General features: G+C 65.5%; 16 protein-coding genes. 12 read left to right on the forward strand and 4 right to left on the reverse strand.

All coding sequences use genetic code 11. The annotated features are described in order from the left end of the window. Positions 1 to 27: 27 nt before the first annotated feature. On the reverse strand, positions 28 to 585 hold the full coding sequence (locus ACCQ03_RS10200) for a glutathione peroxidase (RefSeq protein WP_057678253.1): 558 nt from the start codon (positions 583 to 585) through the stop codon (positions 28 to 30). Between the two features lie 133 nt (positions 586 to 718). On the opposite strand from ACCQ03_RS10200, the gene ACCQ03_RS10205 reads away from it, so the two are divergent. The 7 genes from ACCQ03_RS10205 (at position 719) to ACCQ03_RS10235 (ending at position 5,355) form a co-directional block, all read left to right on the forward strand. Further along, positions 719 to 967 carry a hypothetical protein gene (locus ACCQ03_RS10205; RefSeq protein ID WP_081022799.1) on the forward strand — a complete coding sequence of 83 codons (249 nt, stop codon included), beginning with the start codon at positions 719 to 721 and terminating at the stop codon, positions 965 to 967. Between the two features lie 2 nt (positions 968 to 969). Further along, the gene (locus ACCQ03_RS10210; RefSeq protein WP_003483692.1) at positions 970 to 1,332 is read left to right on the forward strand and encodes a GntR family transcriptional regulator; all 363 of its coding nucleotides are present in this window, start codon (positions 970 to 972) and stop codon (positions 1,330 to 1,332) included. Beyond that, entirely contained in the window at positions 1,329 to 2,204 is an 876-nt protein-coding gene (locus tag ACCQ03_RS10215) for an ABC transporter ATP-binding protein (RefSeq protein ID WP_209226482.1), read from the forward strand. Before ACCQ03_RS10210 ends, ACCQ03_RS10215 begins: the two co-directional genes overlap by 4 nt. Further along, on the forward strand, positions 2,201 to 3,187 hold the full coding sequence (locus ACCQ03_RS10220) for a hypothetical protein (protein WP_041019234.1): 987 nt from the start codon (positions 2,201 to 2,203) through the stop codon (positions 3,185 to 3,187). The genes ACCQ03_RS10215 and ACCQ03_RS10220 overlap by 4 nt, the downstream gene beginning before the upstream one ends. A gap of 10 nt (positions 3,188 to 3,197) precedes the next feature. After that, positions 3,198 to 4,016 carry a DUF4097 family beta strand repeat-containing protein gene (locus ACCQ03_RS10225; protein ID WP_057678255.1) on the forward strand — a complete coding sequence of 273 codons (819 nt, stop codon included), beginning with the start codon at positions 3,198 to 3,200 and terminating at the stop codon, positions 4,014 to 4,016. Between the two features lie 31 nt (positions 4,017 to 4,047). After that, positions 4,048 to 4,578 carry a DUF2884 family protein gene (locus tag ACCQ03_RS10230; RefSeq protein ID WP_057678256.1) on the forward strand — a complete coding sequence of 177 codons (531 nt, stop codon included), beginning with the start codon at positions 4,048 to 4,050 and terminating at the stop codon, positions 4,576 to 4,578. 354 nt (positions 4,579 to 4,932) lie between these two features. Next, positions 4,933 to 5,355, forward strand: a complete 423-nt coding sequence (locus tag ACCQ03_RS10235; protein WP_057678257.1) for a hypothetical protein — start codon at positions 4,933 to 4,935, stop codon at positions 5,353 to 5,355. 125 nt (positions 5,356 to 5,480) lie between these two features. Here the strand turns inward: ACCQ03_RS10235 and ACCQ03_RS10240 are convergent, their stop codons facing one another. Then, the gene (locus ACCQ03_RS10240; protein WP_209226487.1) at positions 5,481 to 6,884 is read right to left on the reverse strand and encodes a class II fumarate hydratase; all 1,404 of its coding nucleotides are present in this window, start codon (positions 6,882 to 6,884) and stop codon (positions 5,481 to 5,483) included. Between the two features lie 220 nt (positions 6,885 to 7,104). Between ACCQ03_RS10240 and ACCQ03_RS10245 the strand changes: the two genes are divergently transcribed. Beyond that, positions 7,105 to 8,490, forward strand: a complete 1,386-nt coding sequence (locus tag ACCQ03_RS10245; protein WP_209226489.1) for a hemolysin family protein — start codon at positions 7,105 to 7,107, stop codon at positions 8,488 to 8,490. 10 nt (positions 8,491 to 8,500) lie between these two features. On the opposite strand, the gene ACCQ03_RS10250 is transcribed toward ACCQ03_RS10245, so the two are convergent. Next, the gene (locus ACCQ03_RS10250) at positions 8,501 to 9,484 is read right to left on the reverse strand and encodes a CAP domain-containing protein (RefSeq protein ID WP_150145778.1); all 984 of its coding nucleotides are present in this window, start codon (positions 9,482 to 9,484) and stop codon (positions 8,501 to 8,503) included. A gap of 166 nt (positions 9,485 to 9,650) precedes the next feature. On the opposite strand from ACCQ03_RS10250, the gene purB reads away from it, so the two are divergent. Then, on the forward strand, positions 9,651 to 11,018 hold the full coding sequence (gene purB, locus ACCQ03_RS10255; RefSeq protein ID WP_041019230.1) for an adenylosuccinate lyase: 1,368 nt from the start codon (positions 9,651 to 9,653) through the stop codon (positions 11,016 to 11,018). Positions 11,019 to 11,277: 259 nt separating this feature from the next. Then, the gene (locus ACCQ03_RS10260) at positions 11,278 to 11,778 is read left to right on the forward strand and encodes a DUF3060 domain-containing protein (RefSeq protein ID WP_057678261.1); all 501 of its coding nucleotides are present in this window, start codon (positions 11,278 to 11,280) and stop codon (positions 11,776 to 11,778) included. Between the two features lie 120 nt (positions 11,779 to 11,898). On the opposite strand, the gene ACCQ03_RS10265 is transcribed toward ACCQ03_RS10260, so the two are convergent. Next, the gene (locus ACCQ03_RS10265) at positions 11,899 to 12,162 is read right to left on the reverse strand and encodes a PDZ domain-containing protein (protein WP_057678272.1); all 264 of its coding nucleotides are present in this window, start codon (positions 12,160 to 12,162) and stop codon (positions 11,899 to 11,901) included. 343 nt (positions 12,163 to 12,505) lie between these two features. Here ACCQ03_RS10265 and ACCQ03_RS10270 point away from each other — a divergent pair, with 343 nt between their 5' ends. Beyond that, positions 12,506 to 13,993 carry a ribosomal protein uL16 3-hydroxylase gene (locus tag ACCQ03_RS10270; RefSeq protein ID WP_209226492.1) on the forward strand — a complete coding sequence of 496 codons (1,488 nt, stop codon included), beginning with the start codon at positions 12,506 to 12,508 and terminating at the stop codon, positions 13,991 to 13,993. Next, positions 13,990 to 14,922, forward strand: a complete 933-nt coding sequence (locus ACCQ03_RS10275) for a GNAT family N-acetyltransferase (RefSeq protein WP_209226494.1) — start codon at positions 13,990 to 13,992, stop codon at positions 14,920 to 14,922. The genes ACCQ03_RS10270 and ACCQ03_RS10275 overlap by 4 nt, the downstream gene beginning before the upstream one ends. Positions 14,923 to 15,045 lie beyond the last annotated feature (123 nt).

A 15,045-nucleotide genomic window follows, 5' to 3' on the forward strand; every position in this document is an offset into this window, starting at 1 on the left:
GCGCGCGCGGCGATGCGAGCGCTGCGCTCAGCGCGCCGGCGCCTTGAGCTCGCGTTCGATTGCTGCCAGCACGCTCGGATCGTCCGGTTTGATCTTGCTGGGGAACTGCGCAACCACCCGGCCATCGCGACCGATCAGATACTTGTGGAAGTTCCAGCCCGGCGCCACGCCAGTGGCCTGGGTCAGGCGCTGATACAGCGGCGTTGCCTCGGTACCCAGCACATGGACCTTTTCGAACATCGGGAACTTCACGCCATAGGTCAGCGTGCAGAATTCCTGGATCTGCTTCTCGGATCCCGGTTCCTGTCCCTGGAAATCGTTGGATGGAAAGCCCAGTACGGTGAAGCCGCGGCTGCCGAAGCGCTGGTTGAGCGCTTCCAGTCCTTCGTACTGCGGGGTGAAGCCGCACTTGCTGGCAGTGTTGACCACCATGACGACCTTGCCGCCGTAGGTACGGTTCAGGTTGATTGGCGTCTTGCCGGCCAACGGCCGGTACTCCACATCCAGCACCGGAGTGCCGGCAGCGAACGCGGAGGTTGCAAAAAAGCCAGTCAATACAAGAGCTAGCAGACGATTGAGCAACATGAGCAATGCCCTTCCAGAGTTGAGGCGGCGCACCGCCAAGGGGTGCCATCAGTTGGGGATGACAAACAGTTGACTGCCTGCGTGTCGGTGTTATAGTTGAATACAACACCAGTCACCCAACGCAGGGGAAAGCATGAACAGCACACGCTTGACGCGACCAGTTCCGCTGTTGCTGTTCGGCAGCACCCTGTTTGCCATTGGTTGCCTGGGAGCCGCTTCCAGTCAGGTGACGGAGTCCGGCGCCGATTATGGCGTGTCGGAGGCGGTTACGGAAAACGCGACAACTCCCCCCGAAGCGCGTTCCCGGCCTGGCCGGCATGTGTGCGCTTCGCTGTCGATGCCCTATTTCTCCTTCGCGCAGGCCCTGCGCCCACGGAGCTGATCATGAACGACATTCAGTGGAGCGACGGCGCTCCCATCTACCGCCAACTCAAGGAACGGGTGATTGCCATGATGCTCGATGGAATTCTCAAGCCCGGCGATGCCCTGCCCTCGGTGCGCCAGGTGGCAGCCGATTACCAACTCAACCCCATCACCGTCTCGCGCGCCTACCAGGAATTGGCCGACGAGAACCTGGTGGAGAAACGCCGCGGCCTGGGAATGTTCATGACCCCGGAAGCCGCACAGAAGCTGCGTGGCAGCGAACGCGAGCGTTTCTTGAATGAAGAATGGCCCGCCGTGCTGGAAAGGATCCAGCGCCTGGGACTGTCCATCGACGATCTGTTGCCACAGGGAAAAACACCATGACCGCCGTCTCCTCCGACCATGTGGTCGACGCACGTGGCCTGCGCAAGGCCTACAAGCATCGGCTCGCGCTGGACAACACCAGCTTCAGCATCGCCGCCGGCCGCATCGTCGGCTTGATCGGCCCCAACGGCGCCGGCAAGACCACCGCGCTCAAGGCGGTGCTGGGGCTGACCGATTTCGATGGCGAACTGAGCGTGCTCGGCATGGACCCGCGCACCCAGCGCAATGCGCTGATGAACGAGGTCTGCTTCATTGCCGATGTGGCGGTGCTGCCGCGCTGGTTGCGGGTCGGCGAAGCGATCGATTTCGTCGCTGGCGTGCATCCGCGTTTCGATCGTGCCAAATGCGAGCGCTTCCTGGCCAACACCCAGCTCAACCGCAAATCGCGGGTGCGCGAGTTGTCCAAGGGCATGATCGTGCAGCTGCATCTGGCGCTGGTGATGGCCATCGACGCACGCATCCTGGTGCTGGACGAACCGACCCTGGGCCTGGACATCCTCTACCGCAAGCAGTTCTACCAGCGACTGCTGGAGGATTACTTCGACGAGCAGAAGACCATCATCGTCACCACCCACCAGGTCGAAGAGATCGAACACATCCTCACCGATGTGATGTTCATCCGCGACGGCCGCATCGTGCTCACCGCCGATATGGAAAGCGTCTCTGAGCGCTATACCGAAGTCCTTGTCGGTGCCGAGCAGCTGGATGCAGCGCGCGCCCTGAAACCGATCGACGAGCGCGGCCTGCCGTTCGGCAAGACCGTGATGTTGTTCGATGGCGCGCCGAAAGAGCAGCTCGCCCGTTTCGGCGAAACCCGCAATCCCGGCCTAGCCGACCTGTTCGTTGCGGTCATGAAGGGGACCTACGCATGAATGCAGTGACCAACCAAGCATCACCCGCACGTACCTTCGCCTGGCTGCTCAAGCGCGAATATTGGGAGCACCGTGGCGGCTTCGTGTGGGCACAGTTCATCACCGGCGGCATTGCGGTGTTCTTCGCGCTGCTGGGCGCGGTGATCGGTGCGATCAGTGCGCGCCGCAACATGGTCGGCGACAGCATCACCATGGACGATCTGGCCGAATACACCCGTACGCTGGGCCAGGTCGGCGACGGCCTGCTGCTGGGCGGCATCGGCATCGCCTCGGTGGTCCTGGCGTTCGTGGTGTTTTTCTACGCGCTCGGCAGCCTGTACGACGACCGTCGCGACCGCAGCGTGCTGTTCTGGAAATCGTTGCCGGTGTCGGACGTGCAGACGGTGTTGTCCAAGGCCGCCTGGGCGTTGCTGCTGGCGCCGCTGATCTCCATCGCCATCGGTGCGGCGGTCGGCATGGCGCTGTGGTTGATTGCCATCGTTGGCGCCCTGATTGCCGGTGTGCCCAGCCCCTGGGCGCTGGCGACCCATTCGCACCCGTTTTCGCTGCTGTGGCTGTTGCTCAAGACCGTGCCGATGAGCCTGTTGTGGGCGCTGCCGACCGTGGGCTGGCTGATGTTCTGCTCGGCCTGGGCCAACAGCAAGCCGTTCCTGTGGGCGGTGCTGTTCCCGCTGCTGGCCTGCGTGATGCTGAGCATTCTCTCGGCGATGCCGGGCGTGTCGCTGCCGATCGGCTGGATCTGGTACGTCGTCGTCTACCGCGGCCTGCTCAGCGCCTTGCCCGGCACTTGGTCGCCTCTTGCCGTCAGCGGCAATCTGGACAGCAGCACCCTGCAAAACCCCAGCGACCTGGTGCAATGGGCCCTGCAGCACACCGACAGCACGCGCGTCTATGGCAGCGCGGACATCTGGATTGGCGCAGCCGTCGGTATCGCCTTGATCGCCGCTTCCATCTACCTGCGCCGCCGGCGCTCCGAAGCCTGAGGGACATCGCATGCGCCTGACCCTGAGCCTGGCCATCCTGCTCGCATTGCCCGCTGTTGCAGCAGCAGAGGAGCAGTGCAAATTCTCCGAGCCACGCAGCCTGGACCTGCAACTGACCGGCGTGAAGTCGGTCCTGTTCGAAGTCGCTTCCAACGACCTGCATCTGGACGCCTCGCCCAGCGGCGGCGGGAAACTGAGCGGGCGCGCCTGTGCTGCCAGGGCCGAATTGCTCGAGAACCTGACCGTGACCCAGAAGCGCGTCGGCGACAAGCTGGTGGTGAGCTTGAACGATGACCGCCGGTTTTCCTTCGGCAACAGCTATTCCTACCTGGACCTGCGCGGCAGCGTGCCGAACACGCTGCTGGTGCAATTCGACGTGGGTTCCGGCGATGCGCAGATCAACGGGGCCGCGGCAGTGAGCGCGGACGTGGGTTCCGGCGACATGACGATTCGTCACACCAAGGGCCGCGTGACCGCCAAGGTGGGTTCCGGCGATGTCGAGCTGGAAGATCTGGGCGCCCTGCGCGTGCTGGCAGTGGGCTCGGGCGACCTCAAGGCGCGCGAGGTGCACGGTGCGGCAGAGGTGGCGAAAGTGCAGTCCGGCGAGGTCAAGCTGCACGGCGTCGCAGGCAACATCAAGATCGGCACGATCGGCTCGGGCGATGTCGATATCCGCGATGTGCAAGGCAATGTCAACGTGGAGTCGGTCGCTTCCGGCGCGTTGAACGTCCGCAAGGTGCGCGGCGATCTGAACGTGGCACGCAAGGGCAGCGGCGATATCAGGGTGAGCGATGTCACCGGCAGCACGCGAGTGCCGGCAGACAAATGACGACTTCTTTCAGGATGTGGGGAGATTGCTGATGAAATTGCTTGTTTCGGCGGTAGTGATGAGCGTGTTGCTGGTGGGTTGCGGCAAGTCCGAACCCACCGTCAACGTCTCCGGCCAGGCCAATGGTGCCGGCGTGACCTTTATCGGCAAGAGCCTGACGCTCAAGCGCGATGGCTTGCCGGCCGCCACCATCAGCGTCGATGGCGCGCTCAGCATCGACGGCAAGCCGGTTGACTTGAATGACGCGCAACGTCAGGCGATGCGCAGCTACTACGCGCAGGTGCAAGGCGTGGCCAAGAAGGGCATCGACATCGGCACCCAGGGCGCGGCGTTTGGCGCACATGCGGCAGGCGAAGCGATCAAGGGCGTGCTCAGCGGCAACTCCGACCAGATCGGCGACAGGATCGAGGCCGAGGCAGACACCTTCAAGAACAAGGCCCTGCAGATCTGCGATCAGCTGGCCACGCTGCGCACCGCACAGGATGCAGCCGCGCACCTGGTGCCGGCCTTTGCGCCGTATTCGACGCTGACGCAGCACGACATCGACGATTGCCGCAAGTAGAGCGGCCGTGCGACGACCACGCCCACCGCCGGCCGGGCGTGGTCGTCGCACGGCGCGGCATGTGCCGCTCGTCCACTGCAATGCTTGTGCGCCACACGCCTGGTTGACGACCGTTCGCGGGGATGTGGCAGCGCTTGTTTCAGCAACGCTCGGCAACTGCGTATCTCACCGCCTGCGCAGCCGGTGCGGGGGCTGAGTGGCCGGCCCGGAATGCGCTCCGAGCCGGCGATGCGTGCACGGCGACCAAACAGATCGACGCCCTGCGACATTTTGGCAGGCGCCGGACCGCCGCTTTGCCGATTCGAAGACCGGGGCGGGATTACACTAGTGCGCTCCCCTCATTCCATCGACCCCATGAACAAGTTCGTGATGCTCTGCGTGGCGCTGCTGCTGTGCACGCTTGCTGCCTGTGGCGACCAGTCGTCTCGCCGCGCCGAACGCGGCAAGCCGCGCGTTGCGGTCACCACGCAATCGGTGATGATCCGCCGCCCGCCGGCTGCCAATGCCGAAATCACCCCCGACGGCACGCTCAAGATCGACGACATCGCGCTGCCGCAGAAAGAGCCGACACGCGCCAAGCTGCAGCTGCTGTTCGGCCACCTGCAGATGCTGCGTCAGCAGGCGGTCAACGAGGCCGGTCCGGATCCGGAGTACAAGTCGATCAAGCTGACCGCTACGCCGGAAATCCAGACCCTCAGTGGCGAGTTGCTGGATGAAATTCCGTCGCTGCAGCCGTATCGCGAGAGTTTCAGTAACGTGCAAGCCGAGCGGCACTGACGCTCGGGCACCTCAGCCAGGCGACGACCAGGCCGTCAAACCTGTAGGAGCGGGCTTGCGCGCGACAGGCGTCATCGACAACGCCCCATCGCGCGCAAGTGCGCTCTACGCAAGCACTGCGGTAATCAACCCCCGCCACCACCGCCGGCCTGGATACCGCCACGCGTCAATGCCGCCGGGTCGAGCAATCGCCGCAGTTCCGCTTCGCCGAGCCCGCTGTCTTCTTTTGCCACATCCAGTACCGGGCGCTGCTCCTTGTAGGCGCGCTTGGCAATCGCCGCGGCTTTTTCATAACCGATGATCGGATTCATTGCCGTCACCAAAATGGGGTTGCGGTCCAGCGCCTCGCGGACGCGTTCCTGACGCACCTTCAGCCCGGCAATGGCGGTGTCGGCCAACAGACGCGACACGTTGCCCAGCAGGGTGATCGAATCCAGCAGGTTGTAGGCGATCAGCGGCAAGGTCACGTTCAACTGGAAGTTGCCGGTCTGCCCGGCGATGGTGATGGCCGTGTGGTGGCCGATCACCTGCGCGCACGCCATCACGGTGGCTTCGGGAATCACCGGATTGACCTTGCCCGGCATGATCGAGCTGCCAGGCTGCAGCGCCGGCAGTTCGATTTCGCCCAGCCCCGCCAACGGGCCGGCATTCATCCAGCGCAGGTCGTTTGCGATCTTGATCAGCGCCACCGCCAGCGCGTTGAGCTGGCCGGACAACTCCACCGCGTCGTCCTGTGCGGCGAGTCCTTCGAACTTGTTTTCCGCGCTCTGGAACCTGGCTCCGCTCAGGCTGGACAAGGCCTTGGCCACCTTGCCACCGAAACGCGGATCGGCATTGATGCCGGTGCCGATCGCCGTGCCGCCCAGCGGCAAGCGGCGCAAGCGTTTGAGCGCGTCGTCGATACGCTCCTGCGCCGAACTCAGCTGCGCCGACCACGCGCCGAACTCCTGCCCAAAGGTGAGCGGCATCGCATCCATCAAATGCGTGCGACCGGTCTTGACGATCTTGTCCAGCGATTTGGCGCGCTTGTCGATGGTCTTGCGCAGATGCTTGAGCGCAGGTTGCAGATGTTCCTGCACGGCGAGCAAGGCCGACACGCGAATGGCGGTGGGCACCACATCGTTGGAACTCTGGCCGAGATTGACGTGGTCGTTGGGATGCACCGCATCCGTGCCGGCACGCGTGGCCAAGGTGGCAATCACCTCATTGGCATTCATGTTGGATGAAGTGCCCGAACCGGTCTGGTAGACATCGATGGGAAACTGCGCATCGAAGCGACCCTCGGCCACTTGCAACGCAGCGGCCTGCACGGTCTTGCCGATCGACTTGGGCAGCAATCCAAGCTCGGCGTTGACGCCGGCTGCCGCGGCCTTGATCAAGCCCAACGCGCGAATGAAACCGCGCGGCATCGGCTGCCCGGACACCGGGAAATTCTGCACCGCGCGCTGGGTCTGCGCACCCCACAGCGCATCGGCGGGCACCTGCAGTTCGCCCATGCTGTCGTGTTCGGTCCTGAAACGTTCGCTCATCTGCACTCTCCGCACATTGCTGATTTGTGGTGATGGATGGCTGGCGGCGGGCGTACCCACGCTGGCGAGGCTGTCTACGATACTCGCTCGCCGCGTTGCGACGATGTCGTCGCACGCCGTCGGCTAGACTGCCTGCTGATCCTGACGAGATACCAAGCCGCCATGGGCGATGAGCCTGACTGTAGAAACGTAAGTTCCGCATCGATTTCCGCGACACCGCTTGTCGCCGCTGCACATGCGGTCGCATGCCGATGTACCGCTCCCGCAGCGCATGGAGGCGGCCATGTGGGGTAACGTCCTGCTACTGTTGGTGGCATTGCTGCTGGTGCTGTTGAATGGGTTTTTTGTCGCCGCCGAATTTGCGCTGGTCAAGCTGCGGCACACGCAAGCGGTGGGCCTGGCGCAGACCAACGACTGGCGCGGGCGTTTGCTGCTCGGTGTACACGCGCATCTGGATGCGTATCTGTCGGCCTGCCAGCTCGGCATCACCCTGGCCTCGCTCGGATTGGGCTGGGTCGGCGAGCCGGCGTTCGCGCATCTGCTGCAACCGCTATTCGACACACTGGGCCTGTCGCCGGAAGCGGCACAGTTCACTGCGCTGGCAATCGCGTTCAGCCTCATCTCGTTCCTGCACATCGTGCTGGGCGAATTGGCGCCCAAGACCATGGCGATCCGCCGCCCGGAACGCATGTCGTTGTGGACCGCCGCGCCGCTATACGTTTTCTATTGGCTGATGTACCCGGCCATCTGGGTCCTCAATACCAGCGCCAATCGCTTCCTGCGCCTGCTCGGCTGGGGCGAAGTGGAACATCACTCGCATCGTTACTCACGCGAGGAATTGATGCTGATCGTCGGCCGCCAGGACCCGAACGCCGCGACGCCCGACCAGGGGCTGGCCTTGATGAGCCACGCGTTGGAATTGCCGGATCTGGTCGCCGGCGATCTGATGCGTCCGCGCGAGCACATGCGCAGCCTGCGCGAAGGCATGAACCTGCAAGCGGTGCTGGCCGAATTCAGTGAGTCGCGCTACAGCCGCTACCCCTGGTTCGATGCCGATGGCGAGCAAGTGCTGGGCATCCTGCACACCAAGGATCTGCTGGTGGCGATGGCGCGCGGCCAGAACCTGGACGATCTGCGTCCGCTGCTGCGCCCGCCCACTGTGCTGACCCTGGAAACGCCGATTCCCAACGCACTAGAGCAATTCCGCACCGGCACCACCCACCTGGCGCTGTGCGTGGAAGAAGAAGGCCGCATCCTGGGCTTTTTCACCCTGGAAGACCTGCTGGAAGTGGTGGTCGGCGACATCGAGGACGAGCACCGCCATGTGGTGCGCGATGCCCCGATCCGTGGCCAGGACGGCTCGCTGCTGGTCGCCGGTAGCACCTCGATCTTCCGCCTGGAACGCCTGCTCGGTCAGGATCTGAGCGCACCGGACCACGTCAATTCGGTCGGCGGGCTGATTTTGTATCAGCTGCAGCGCCTGCCGGAGGAAGGCGAAACGCTGGAACTGGATGGGCACCTGCTGACCGTGCGGCGCATGGCAGGCCACCGCATCCAGGCCGTCACGGTGCGTCCGGTGGGCGAAGCCGTCGACGCGGCAAGCTGAAGCCGTCGAGTCATTCGGCGGACGCGCCAGGCGATTGGCCGATGCGAAACCAGTAACGGTAATCGCGCGACTGCCCGCCGAACCGCACCCCGCGAATGGTCACGTCGTAGATCACACCCGGCTGCAGGCGCGGCACCCGGAACTGCAGGCTGTTGGGCACCCCGAAACCTTCGTGGTCGTCGCTCAGGTTGCGCACCTGCAGTTGGCGTCCATCGCGCTCGCGGATCTGCACATGCGCATCGGCGTAGTCGACATCGCGATTGGCGAACTTGCGCTTGCGGTCCGGCAAGGCGGTGAACGACAACAGCGCATCGTCGACGTAGTAGCGGCGCGGGTACTCGCCGATCGGCCAGGCGATGAAATCCTCACGCGTGCGCGCAGCGACGCCGACGGCGGGAACCAAGCGCAGCGCAGCACCGCTACTGACCGCAGCGCCGTCGCGACCGGCCACCATGCCGAAGGCGACGCGTTGCAGAAACGGATCCAGCAGCCAGCGCCGGTGCCCCAATCCACCGGCGCTGACGTTGTTGGCGTCGGTCAGCCACTCGATCACGATCTGTTCGGCGCTGGAAAAACGCAGCAGCGGCGAGCTGACCCCGCCATAGATCAGGCTGCGGCGCGCGCCCCTGGCTGCGGTGTCGGAATAACAGCGCCAGTGAGGCGTCGGCGTATGGCTGAGGCGGCCGTTGGCGGCAATGACCAAGGCCGCCTGGGTGGCTTCGGTCTCGGCCGCCGGGTCGTCGTCGACCGCCTCCAGACCGTGCAGCCGACGGATGTCGTTGATCAGCGCCAGCACGCGTTGTCGCTGCGCCGGCTGCAGCTCGCCGGCGCGGCAGCCGGCGATCGCGGGCGGGGTGCGATACAGCGCCGCCGCCTGCGCGGCGAAGTCGGCATCCTGCGCGGCGGCGGGCAGCGCGGCGGACAAGATCGCGAAGGCGAGGCGAGCGAAGATCGGGCGCATGGCAGGCCGGAACAGCGCGGGGAGCTCTACCATAAAGTGCAGCTCGCGCCATGTCGGGGCTTCTCTGCCGCGCGGATAGCCCGCCATTCAGCCCACGTCGGCGCGGGGTTGGAGGACCGGTTTTGCAGCGCTGCGGACCTGCCCGCGGCCCTGGCGGCGTAGAATGCTGGCCCCACCGTCACCGCTGCCTCCCTTGCCCATGTCGGATTCCGCCCTGCTCGCCCTGTCCCCGCTCGACGGCCGCTACGCCTCCAAGGTGGATGCGCTGCGCCCGATCTTCTCCGAATACGGCCTGATCAAGGCCCGGGTCAAGGTCGAAATCGAATGGCTGCTGGCACTGGCCAGCGAGCCGGGCATCGCCGAACTGGCGCCGTTCTCGGAAAGCGCCGCGCAGCGCCTGCGTGCGCTGGCCGATGGCTTCAGCGTCACCCATGCCGCCCGCGTCAAGGAGATCGAGCGCACCACCAACCATGACGTCAAGGCGGTGGAGTACTTCATCAAGGAGCAGCTCACCGACGACGCCGAGCTCGGGCCGGCACTGGAATTCGTGCACTTTGCCTGCACCAGCGAAGACATCAACAACCTCAGCTACGGCCTGATGCTAGAGCAGGCCCGCCGCGAGGTGCTGCTGCCTAGCCTGGACGGCATCGTCGCCTCGCTGCGCAGCCTGGCGCATGCGCAGGCGGCCCAGCCGATGCTCTCGCGTACCCATGGCCAGACCGCCTCGCCCACCACGCTGGGCAAGGAAATCGCCAACGTGGTCGCGCGCCTGGAGCGCCAGCGCAAGCAGATCGCCGCAGTCGAACTGACCGGCAAGATCAACGGCGCGGTCGGCAACTACAACGCGCACCTGGTGTCGTACCCGGACCTGGACTGGGCGGCGTTCGCACAGCGTTTCGTGGAAAGCCTGGGCCTGGTGTTCAACCCCTACACCACCCAGATCGAACCGCACGACAATGTGGCCGAAATCGGCGATGCCAGCCGCCGCGCCAACACCATCCTGATCGACCTGGCGCGCGACATCTGGGGCTATATCTCGCTGGGCTACTTCAAGCAGAAGCTCAAAGAGGGCGAAGTCGGCTCCTCGACCATGCCGCACAAGGTCAACCCCATCGACTTCGAAAATGCCGAGGGCAATTTCGGCATCGCCAACGCGCTGTTCGAACACTTTTCCGCCAAGTTGCCGATCAGCCGCTGGCAGCGCGACCTCACCGATTCCACCGTGCTGCGCGCACTCGGCACCGCGTTCGGCCACACCCAGGTCGCGCTGGATTCGCTGGCCAAGGGCCTGGGCAAGCTCACCGTCAACCCCGAGCGCCTGGATGCCGACCTGGATGCGGCCTGGGAAGTGCTGGCCGAAGCCGTGCAGACGGTCATGCGCCGCCACGGCCTGCCCAATCCGTACGAACAACTCAAGGCGCTGACCCGCGGCCAGGGCATTACCGCCGCCTCGATGCAGGCCTTCGTGGAAAGCCTGCAACTGCCCGAAGACGACAAGCAGCGCCTGCGCGCGCTCACCCCGGGCGCCTACACCGGCCTGGCCGAGCAGTTGGCGCGCGCGATCTGAGCTGACCGAACCGCACGCGCGGAGGGAGCCTGCGCAGCGGGTCACGTCATCGACCTCATCGGCGAAGCTGCATCGGCGAGCCTGCATCGACATGACCACATGCCGATGCAGCCCGATCAGGCCCAGTGATAACGAGTCCAAGACACCTCGCACCGGACGGATTGCACGTCGTTGGCGTATTGGACGCCCGGCCAGCGCCTGCACATGGATGACCCAACCGCACTGCTATCGTGCCGGCCTCACCTTCAGGAGATCGGCGATGCGCGTCACTCACACGGCACTGTCACTGTTGACGCTGGCAAGCGTCCTTGCACTGAACGGATGCGGCGGCGAGGGCCCCGCTGCGCAGGCGCTGTCGGGGGTTTCCACTCCCCTGACCGATCCGGCCAGCGGCGCAGACTGTGCCGGCAAAGACGTCCGACTGACCCGCAATGACAGCGAATGGATCCTGCACGGCGAGTGCGGCACGGTCACCATCACCGCCTCGCGTGGCGCGATGAATCTGGACACCGCACGCAGCATTCGGCTGGAGGGAAGCAACTTCACGGTGCTCAACGAGCAACTCGGTCAGCTCAGCGTGAGCGGTCACGACAACACGCTCAATCTGACCGATGTCGACACCGTGGATATCCAGGGCAACAAGAATCTGGTGCTGGCGCGCGCCGTCAAACAGGTACGGTTTTCGGGCAACGACAACACCGTCAACCCATCCAGCAAACCCGCACTGGACGACCGTGGCAGCGGTAACAAAGTGATGTGATGCGTGCTGGTGCGACACCCGCAGAGGTGGGCGTGCGCACCAGCGCGTTGCTGCACGGCCGCGTCGTTGGACAATGCCCTCAAGCAATACCGCTTGGGACAATGCGGATGTAGAACCTCGTCACGGCCACCGCGCGGCCACCAGCGCCACCTCGCGCGGCTCGGCCGCACCACGCACGATGACCAAACGCAGGGTCTGCCCGATCTTGCGGTTGGCGGCCTGCTTGGGCACGTCGGCCCCGCTTCCGGCCACCGTGATGCCTTGCGCGGATACGATCGCATCGCCGACCTGCAGCCCGGCAGTCGCTGCGGGCGAGACCGGCTTCACCGAATCGATCGTGGCCGAGGTCAGCGTGGGATTGAATGAAAACCCCTCGCCCTCCACTTCAAAACCCAGGCCGAACCAACCCTTGTCATCGGTGGCCTGCGCAGCGCCGTGCACCCCCAGCGTCGCCGTCAACAACAGCAACATCAGCGTCCGCCGATTCACGCACCCGATTTCCCGACTAGGGGAGCAGCACCCCACGGCTGCGATGCCGCAGTGTTCCAGTCAGGGACTTCCAACTCATGTGCCGTCGGACACCCTGACCAGTGCCAAGGCAGCCGCCGGCAACGCGTGAGATGCACCCCGCACAGGTGCACATCCGGCTCGGGCAGTCGACAATAGGCCATTGGCGCCGGCCGATGCCGCGCACCGCACTCTCTTCTACATCGTGTAAGGACCCCACATGGCCGTACGTAAAGCGACCCCACTTGCCATCGAAGTCCAGGCCCGTCCGGGACAGCCGCTGGGTATGCCGGTCGAGCGCTTCCTGCGCAATTACTGGCACAAGCACCCGCTGTTGATCCGCAACGCGTTCGCGGAGTTCGCCTCGCCGCTGCAGCCGGAAGACCTGGCTGGGCTGGCCTGCGAAGACGGCGTGCTGGCGCGCCTGATCAGCCACGACCGAGCCACCGACCGCTGGGACGTGCGCACCGGCCCGTTCCAGGAAGCCGATTTCCCGGGCCTGCCCGACCATGACTGGACCCTGCTGGTGCAGGACGTGGACAAATGGGACGCCGACGTACGTGCCCTGCTGGAGCACTTCCGCTTCCTGCCGCGCTGGCGCATCGACGACATCATGATCAGCTTCGCCGCCACTGGCGGCTCGGTGGGCGCGCATGTGGACCATTACGACGTGTTCCTGCTGCAGGGCCAGGGCCACCGCCGCTGGCAGATCGACGCACGCACCGTCCAGGGCCGCAAGGCCACGCCGCTGGCGTTCCGCGACGATGTCGAGCTCAAGCTGCTGCGCGAATTCAAGCCCACCCACGATTGGGTGCTGGGCCCGGGCGACATGCTCTACCTGCCGCCGCTGATCCCGCACCACGGTGTGGCCGAAGACGCCTGCCTGACCTTCTCCATCGGCACCCGCGCCCCCTCCTCGGCCGAGCTGATCGGCGATTATCTGGACACCTTGATCGCCGATGCGGACGAGGCCGTGCGCTATCACGACGAAGACCTCAAGCTGCCGGCCGACCCCTACGAGATCGACGTCACCGCGATGAACCGCGTGGTCGCTGCGCTCAACGCGCTGCGCATGAACGACCCCGACCGTCTGGGCGACTGGTTCGGCCGTTTCATGACCACCTATCGCGCCTCCGGCGACGTGGTGCCGGCGCCCGAGCCGATCCCGCGCGAAGCGGTCGAGCAGGCGCTGGAAGAAGGCGTGCTGCTGCACCGCCACCCGTGGTCGCGGTTGGCCTGGCGGCGCGCCAAGCGTGGCGCCACGCTGTTCTGCAGCGGCCTGGAGTTTGCGCTGTCGGCCAAGGATGCGTCCCGGCTGGCTGCAGTCGAAGAGATCGACGGCACGTTGTACGCGCAGTTGTCGCCGCGTGGCCGCGAGGTGGTGCTGGAGCTGCTGGCACAGGGGCACTACCAGCGCGCCCACGAAGATGCCGAGGACGACATTTCAGACGACGACCACGCGCATGCCCTGAGCGTGTCGGCCGACCACGACGATGAAGACGTCGAGGATGATGCGCCGGAGACGGACCAAGACATCGATACCGACGCCGATGTCGAACAGGTTGCCGACGCTGCCGACACCCCGGCAGAGGCGCTGGAGGCCGATGTTGAACCTGGCGATGACGCCGACGCCGCGGAGGACCTCGACAGCGCGATCGCCGACGAGCCCGATTCCGACAACAGCCACGACGCTACCAAGCCTGCATGAGCGCGCACGCCAGACCGCAGATCGTCACGCTGGACCCGGCCGCCGACGCCGCGGCACTGCGTGCGCTGCGGCTGGCCTGTGCCACCTACACCGCTGGCGACACCGACGGTGCCGAGTGGGATGCACTGGACCCGCTCAGCCTGCATCTGGCAGCGCGCACCGACGACGGCCAACTGATCGCCTCGGTGCGGCTCACTGCCGACCGCCGTCTCGACCGACTCGGCGTGCTGCCCGGCTGGCGCCGCCGTGGCGTGGCGGACCAACTGCTCGCTGCCGCGGTCGACGCGGCACGGCGGCACGGCTGGCCCAGCCTGCGCGCATGCCCCACCCCCACAGCGGAAGCGGTCTTCGCACGCCTGGGCTTCCTGCCCGACGCTGCCCCCCTCTTTTCAGCCGAGCGCATCGGCCAGCCCCAAGATGCACCCGGCACCGTCGTGCACCGTCGCCTCGACGGCCCGATGGCAGTCGACACCTTCACCGCAGCCTTGGCCGCCACTACCGGGCTGCTGTGCGCCGCGCGCCGCCAGGTGCTGATCTACACCCGCGCCCTGGACCCGCTCCTGTTCGACAACCCCGCGGTGCTCGATGCGCTACGCCGTTTCGCCACCGCCCGCCACGACAAGCGCGTGCATGTCCTGGTGCAAGACACCGCCAGCGCCGCGGCCAGCAGCAGCGCGATGCTGCGCCTGGCACAGCGCCTGCCCAGCGTGTTCCGGTTCCGCGCGGTCAGCGACCCGGTCGATGCAAGTTTTGCATCGGCCTATGTTGTCGGCGACGACGCCTACTACTTTCGTCCAACGGGTCATCGCTTCGATGATGGCGAAACCTGGCTGTCGGGTGCAGCGCGCAGCCGCCAGTTGGAGCGCGAATTCGCGCAGATATGGGAGCGCAGCGCGCTCTGGAACGGGCCGCGCGCGCTCGGCATCTGACCCCACAGCGCCCCTCGCACGTAGGCGCGCGCGCAATTGGTCTACCCCGCCGGTCAGCTTGCAGACGCCCCCTCACTAGCGCAAGGGGGTATAATTTTTCGAGATTTGAGACCGACCGACGGG

The organism is Xanthomonas sp. NCPPB 3569, assembly GCF_041475645.2.
GTDB lineage: Bacteria > Pseudomonadota > Gammaproteobacteria > Xanthomonadales > Xanthomonadaceae > Xanthomonas > Xanthomonas phaseoli.

Bases quoted from the DNA above. Each gene is read 5' to 3' on its own strand.
- ACCQ03_RS10215 (WP_209226482.1), top strand. From the start codon at position 1,329: ATGACCGCCGTCTCCTCCGACCATGTGGTCGACGCACGTGGCCTGCGC.
- ACCQ03_RS10240 (WP_209226487.1), bottom strand. From the start codon at position 6,884: ATGAGCGAACGTTTCAGGACCGAACACGACAGCATGGGCGAACTGCAG.
- ACCQ03_RS10275 (WP_209226494.1), top strand. From the start codon at position 13,990: ATGAGCGCGCACGCCAGACCGCAGATCGTCACGCTGGACCCGGCCGCC.
- ACCQ03_RS10200 (WP_057678253.1), bottom strand. From the start codon at position 585: ATGTTGCTCAATCGTCTGCTAGCTCTTGTATTGACTGGCTTTTTTGCA.
- ACCQ03_RS10205 (WP_081022799.1), top strand. From the start codon at position 719: ATGAACAGCACACGCTTGACGCGACCAGTTCCGCTGTTGCTGTTCGGC.
- ACCQ03_RS10225 (WP_057678255.1), top strand. From the start codon at position 3,198: ATGCGCCTGACCCTGAGCCTGGCCATCCTGCTCGCATTGCCCGCTGTT.
- ACCQ03_RS10270 (WP_209226492.1), top strand. From the start codon at position 12,506: ATGGCCGTACGTAAAGCGACCCCACTTGCCATCGAAGTCCAGGCCCGT.
- ACCQ03_RS10210 (WP_003483692.1), top strand. From the start codon at position 970: ATGAACGACATTCAGTGGAGCGACGGCGCTCCCATCTACCGCCAACTC.
- ACCQ03_RS10220 (WP_041019234.1), top strand. From the start codon at position 2,201: ATGAATGCAGTGACCAACCAAGCATCACCCGCACGTACCTTCGCCTGG.
- ACCQ03_RS10250 (WP_150145778.1), bottom strand. From the start codon at position 9,484: ATGGTAGAGCTCCCCGCGCTGTTCCGGCCTGCCATGCGCCCGATCTTC.
- ACCQ03_RS10260 (WP_057678261.1), top strand. From the start codon at position 11,278: ATGCGCGTCACTCACACGGCACTGTCACTGTTGACGCTGGCAAGCGTC.
- purB (WP_041019230.1), top strand. From the start codon at position 9,651: ATGTCGGATTCCGCCCTGCTCGCCCTGTCCCCGCTCGACGGCCGCTAC.
- ACCQ03_RS10230 (WP_057678256.1), top strand. From the start codon at position 4,048: ATGAAATTGCTTGTTTCGGCGGTAGTGATGAGCGTGTTGCTGGTGGGT.
- ACCQ03_RS10235 (WP_057678257.1), top strand. From the start codon at position 4,933: ATGAACAAGTTCGTGATGCTCTGCGTGGCGCTGCTGCTGTGCACGCTT.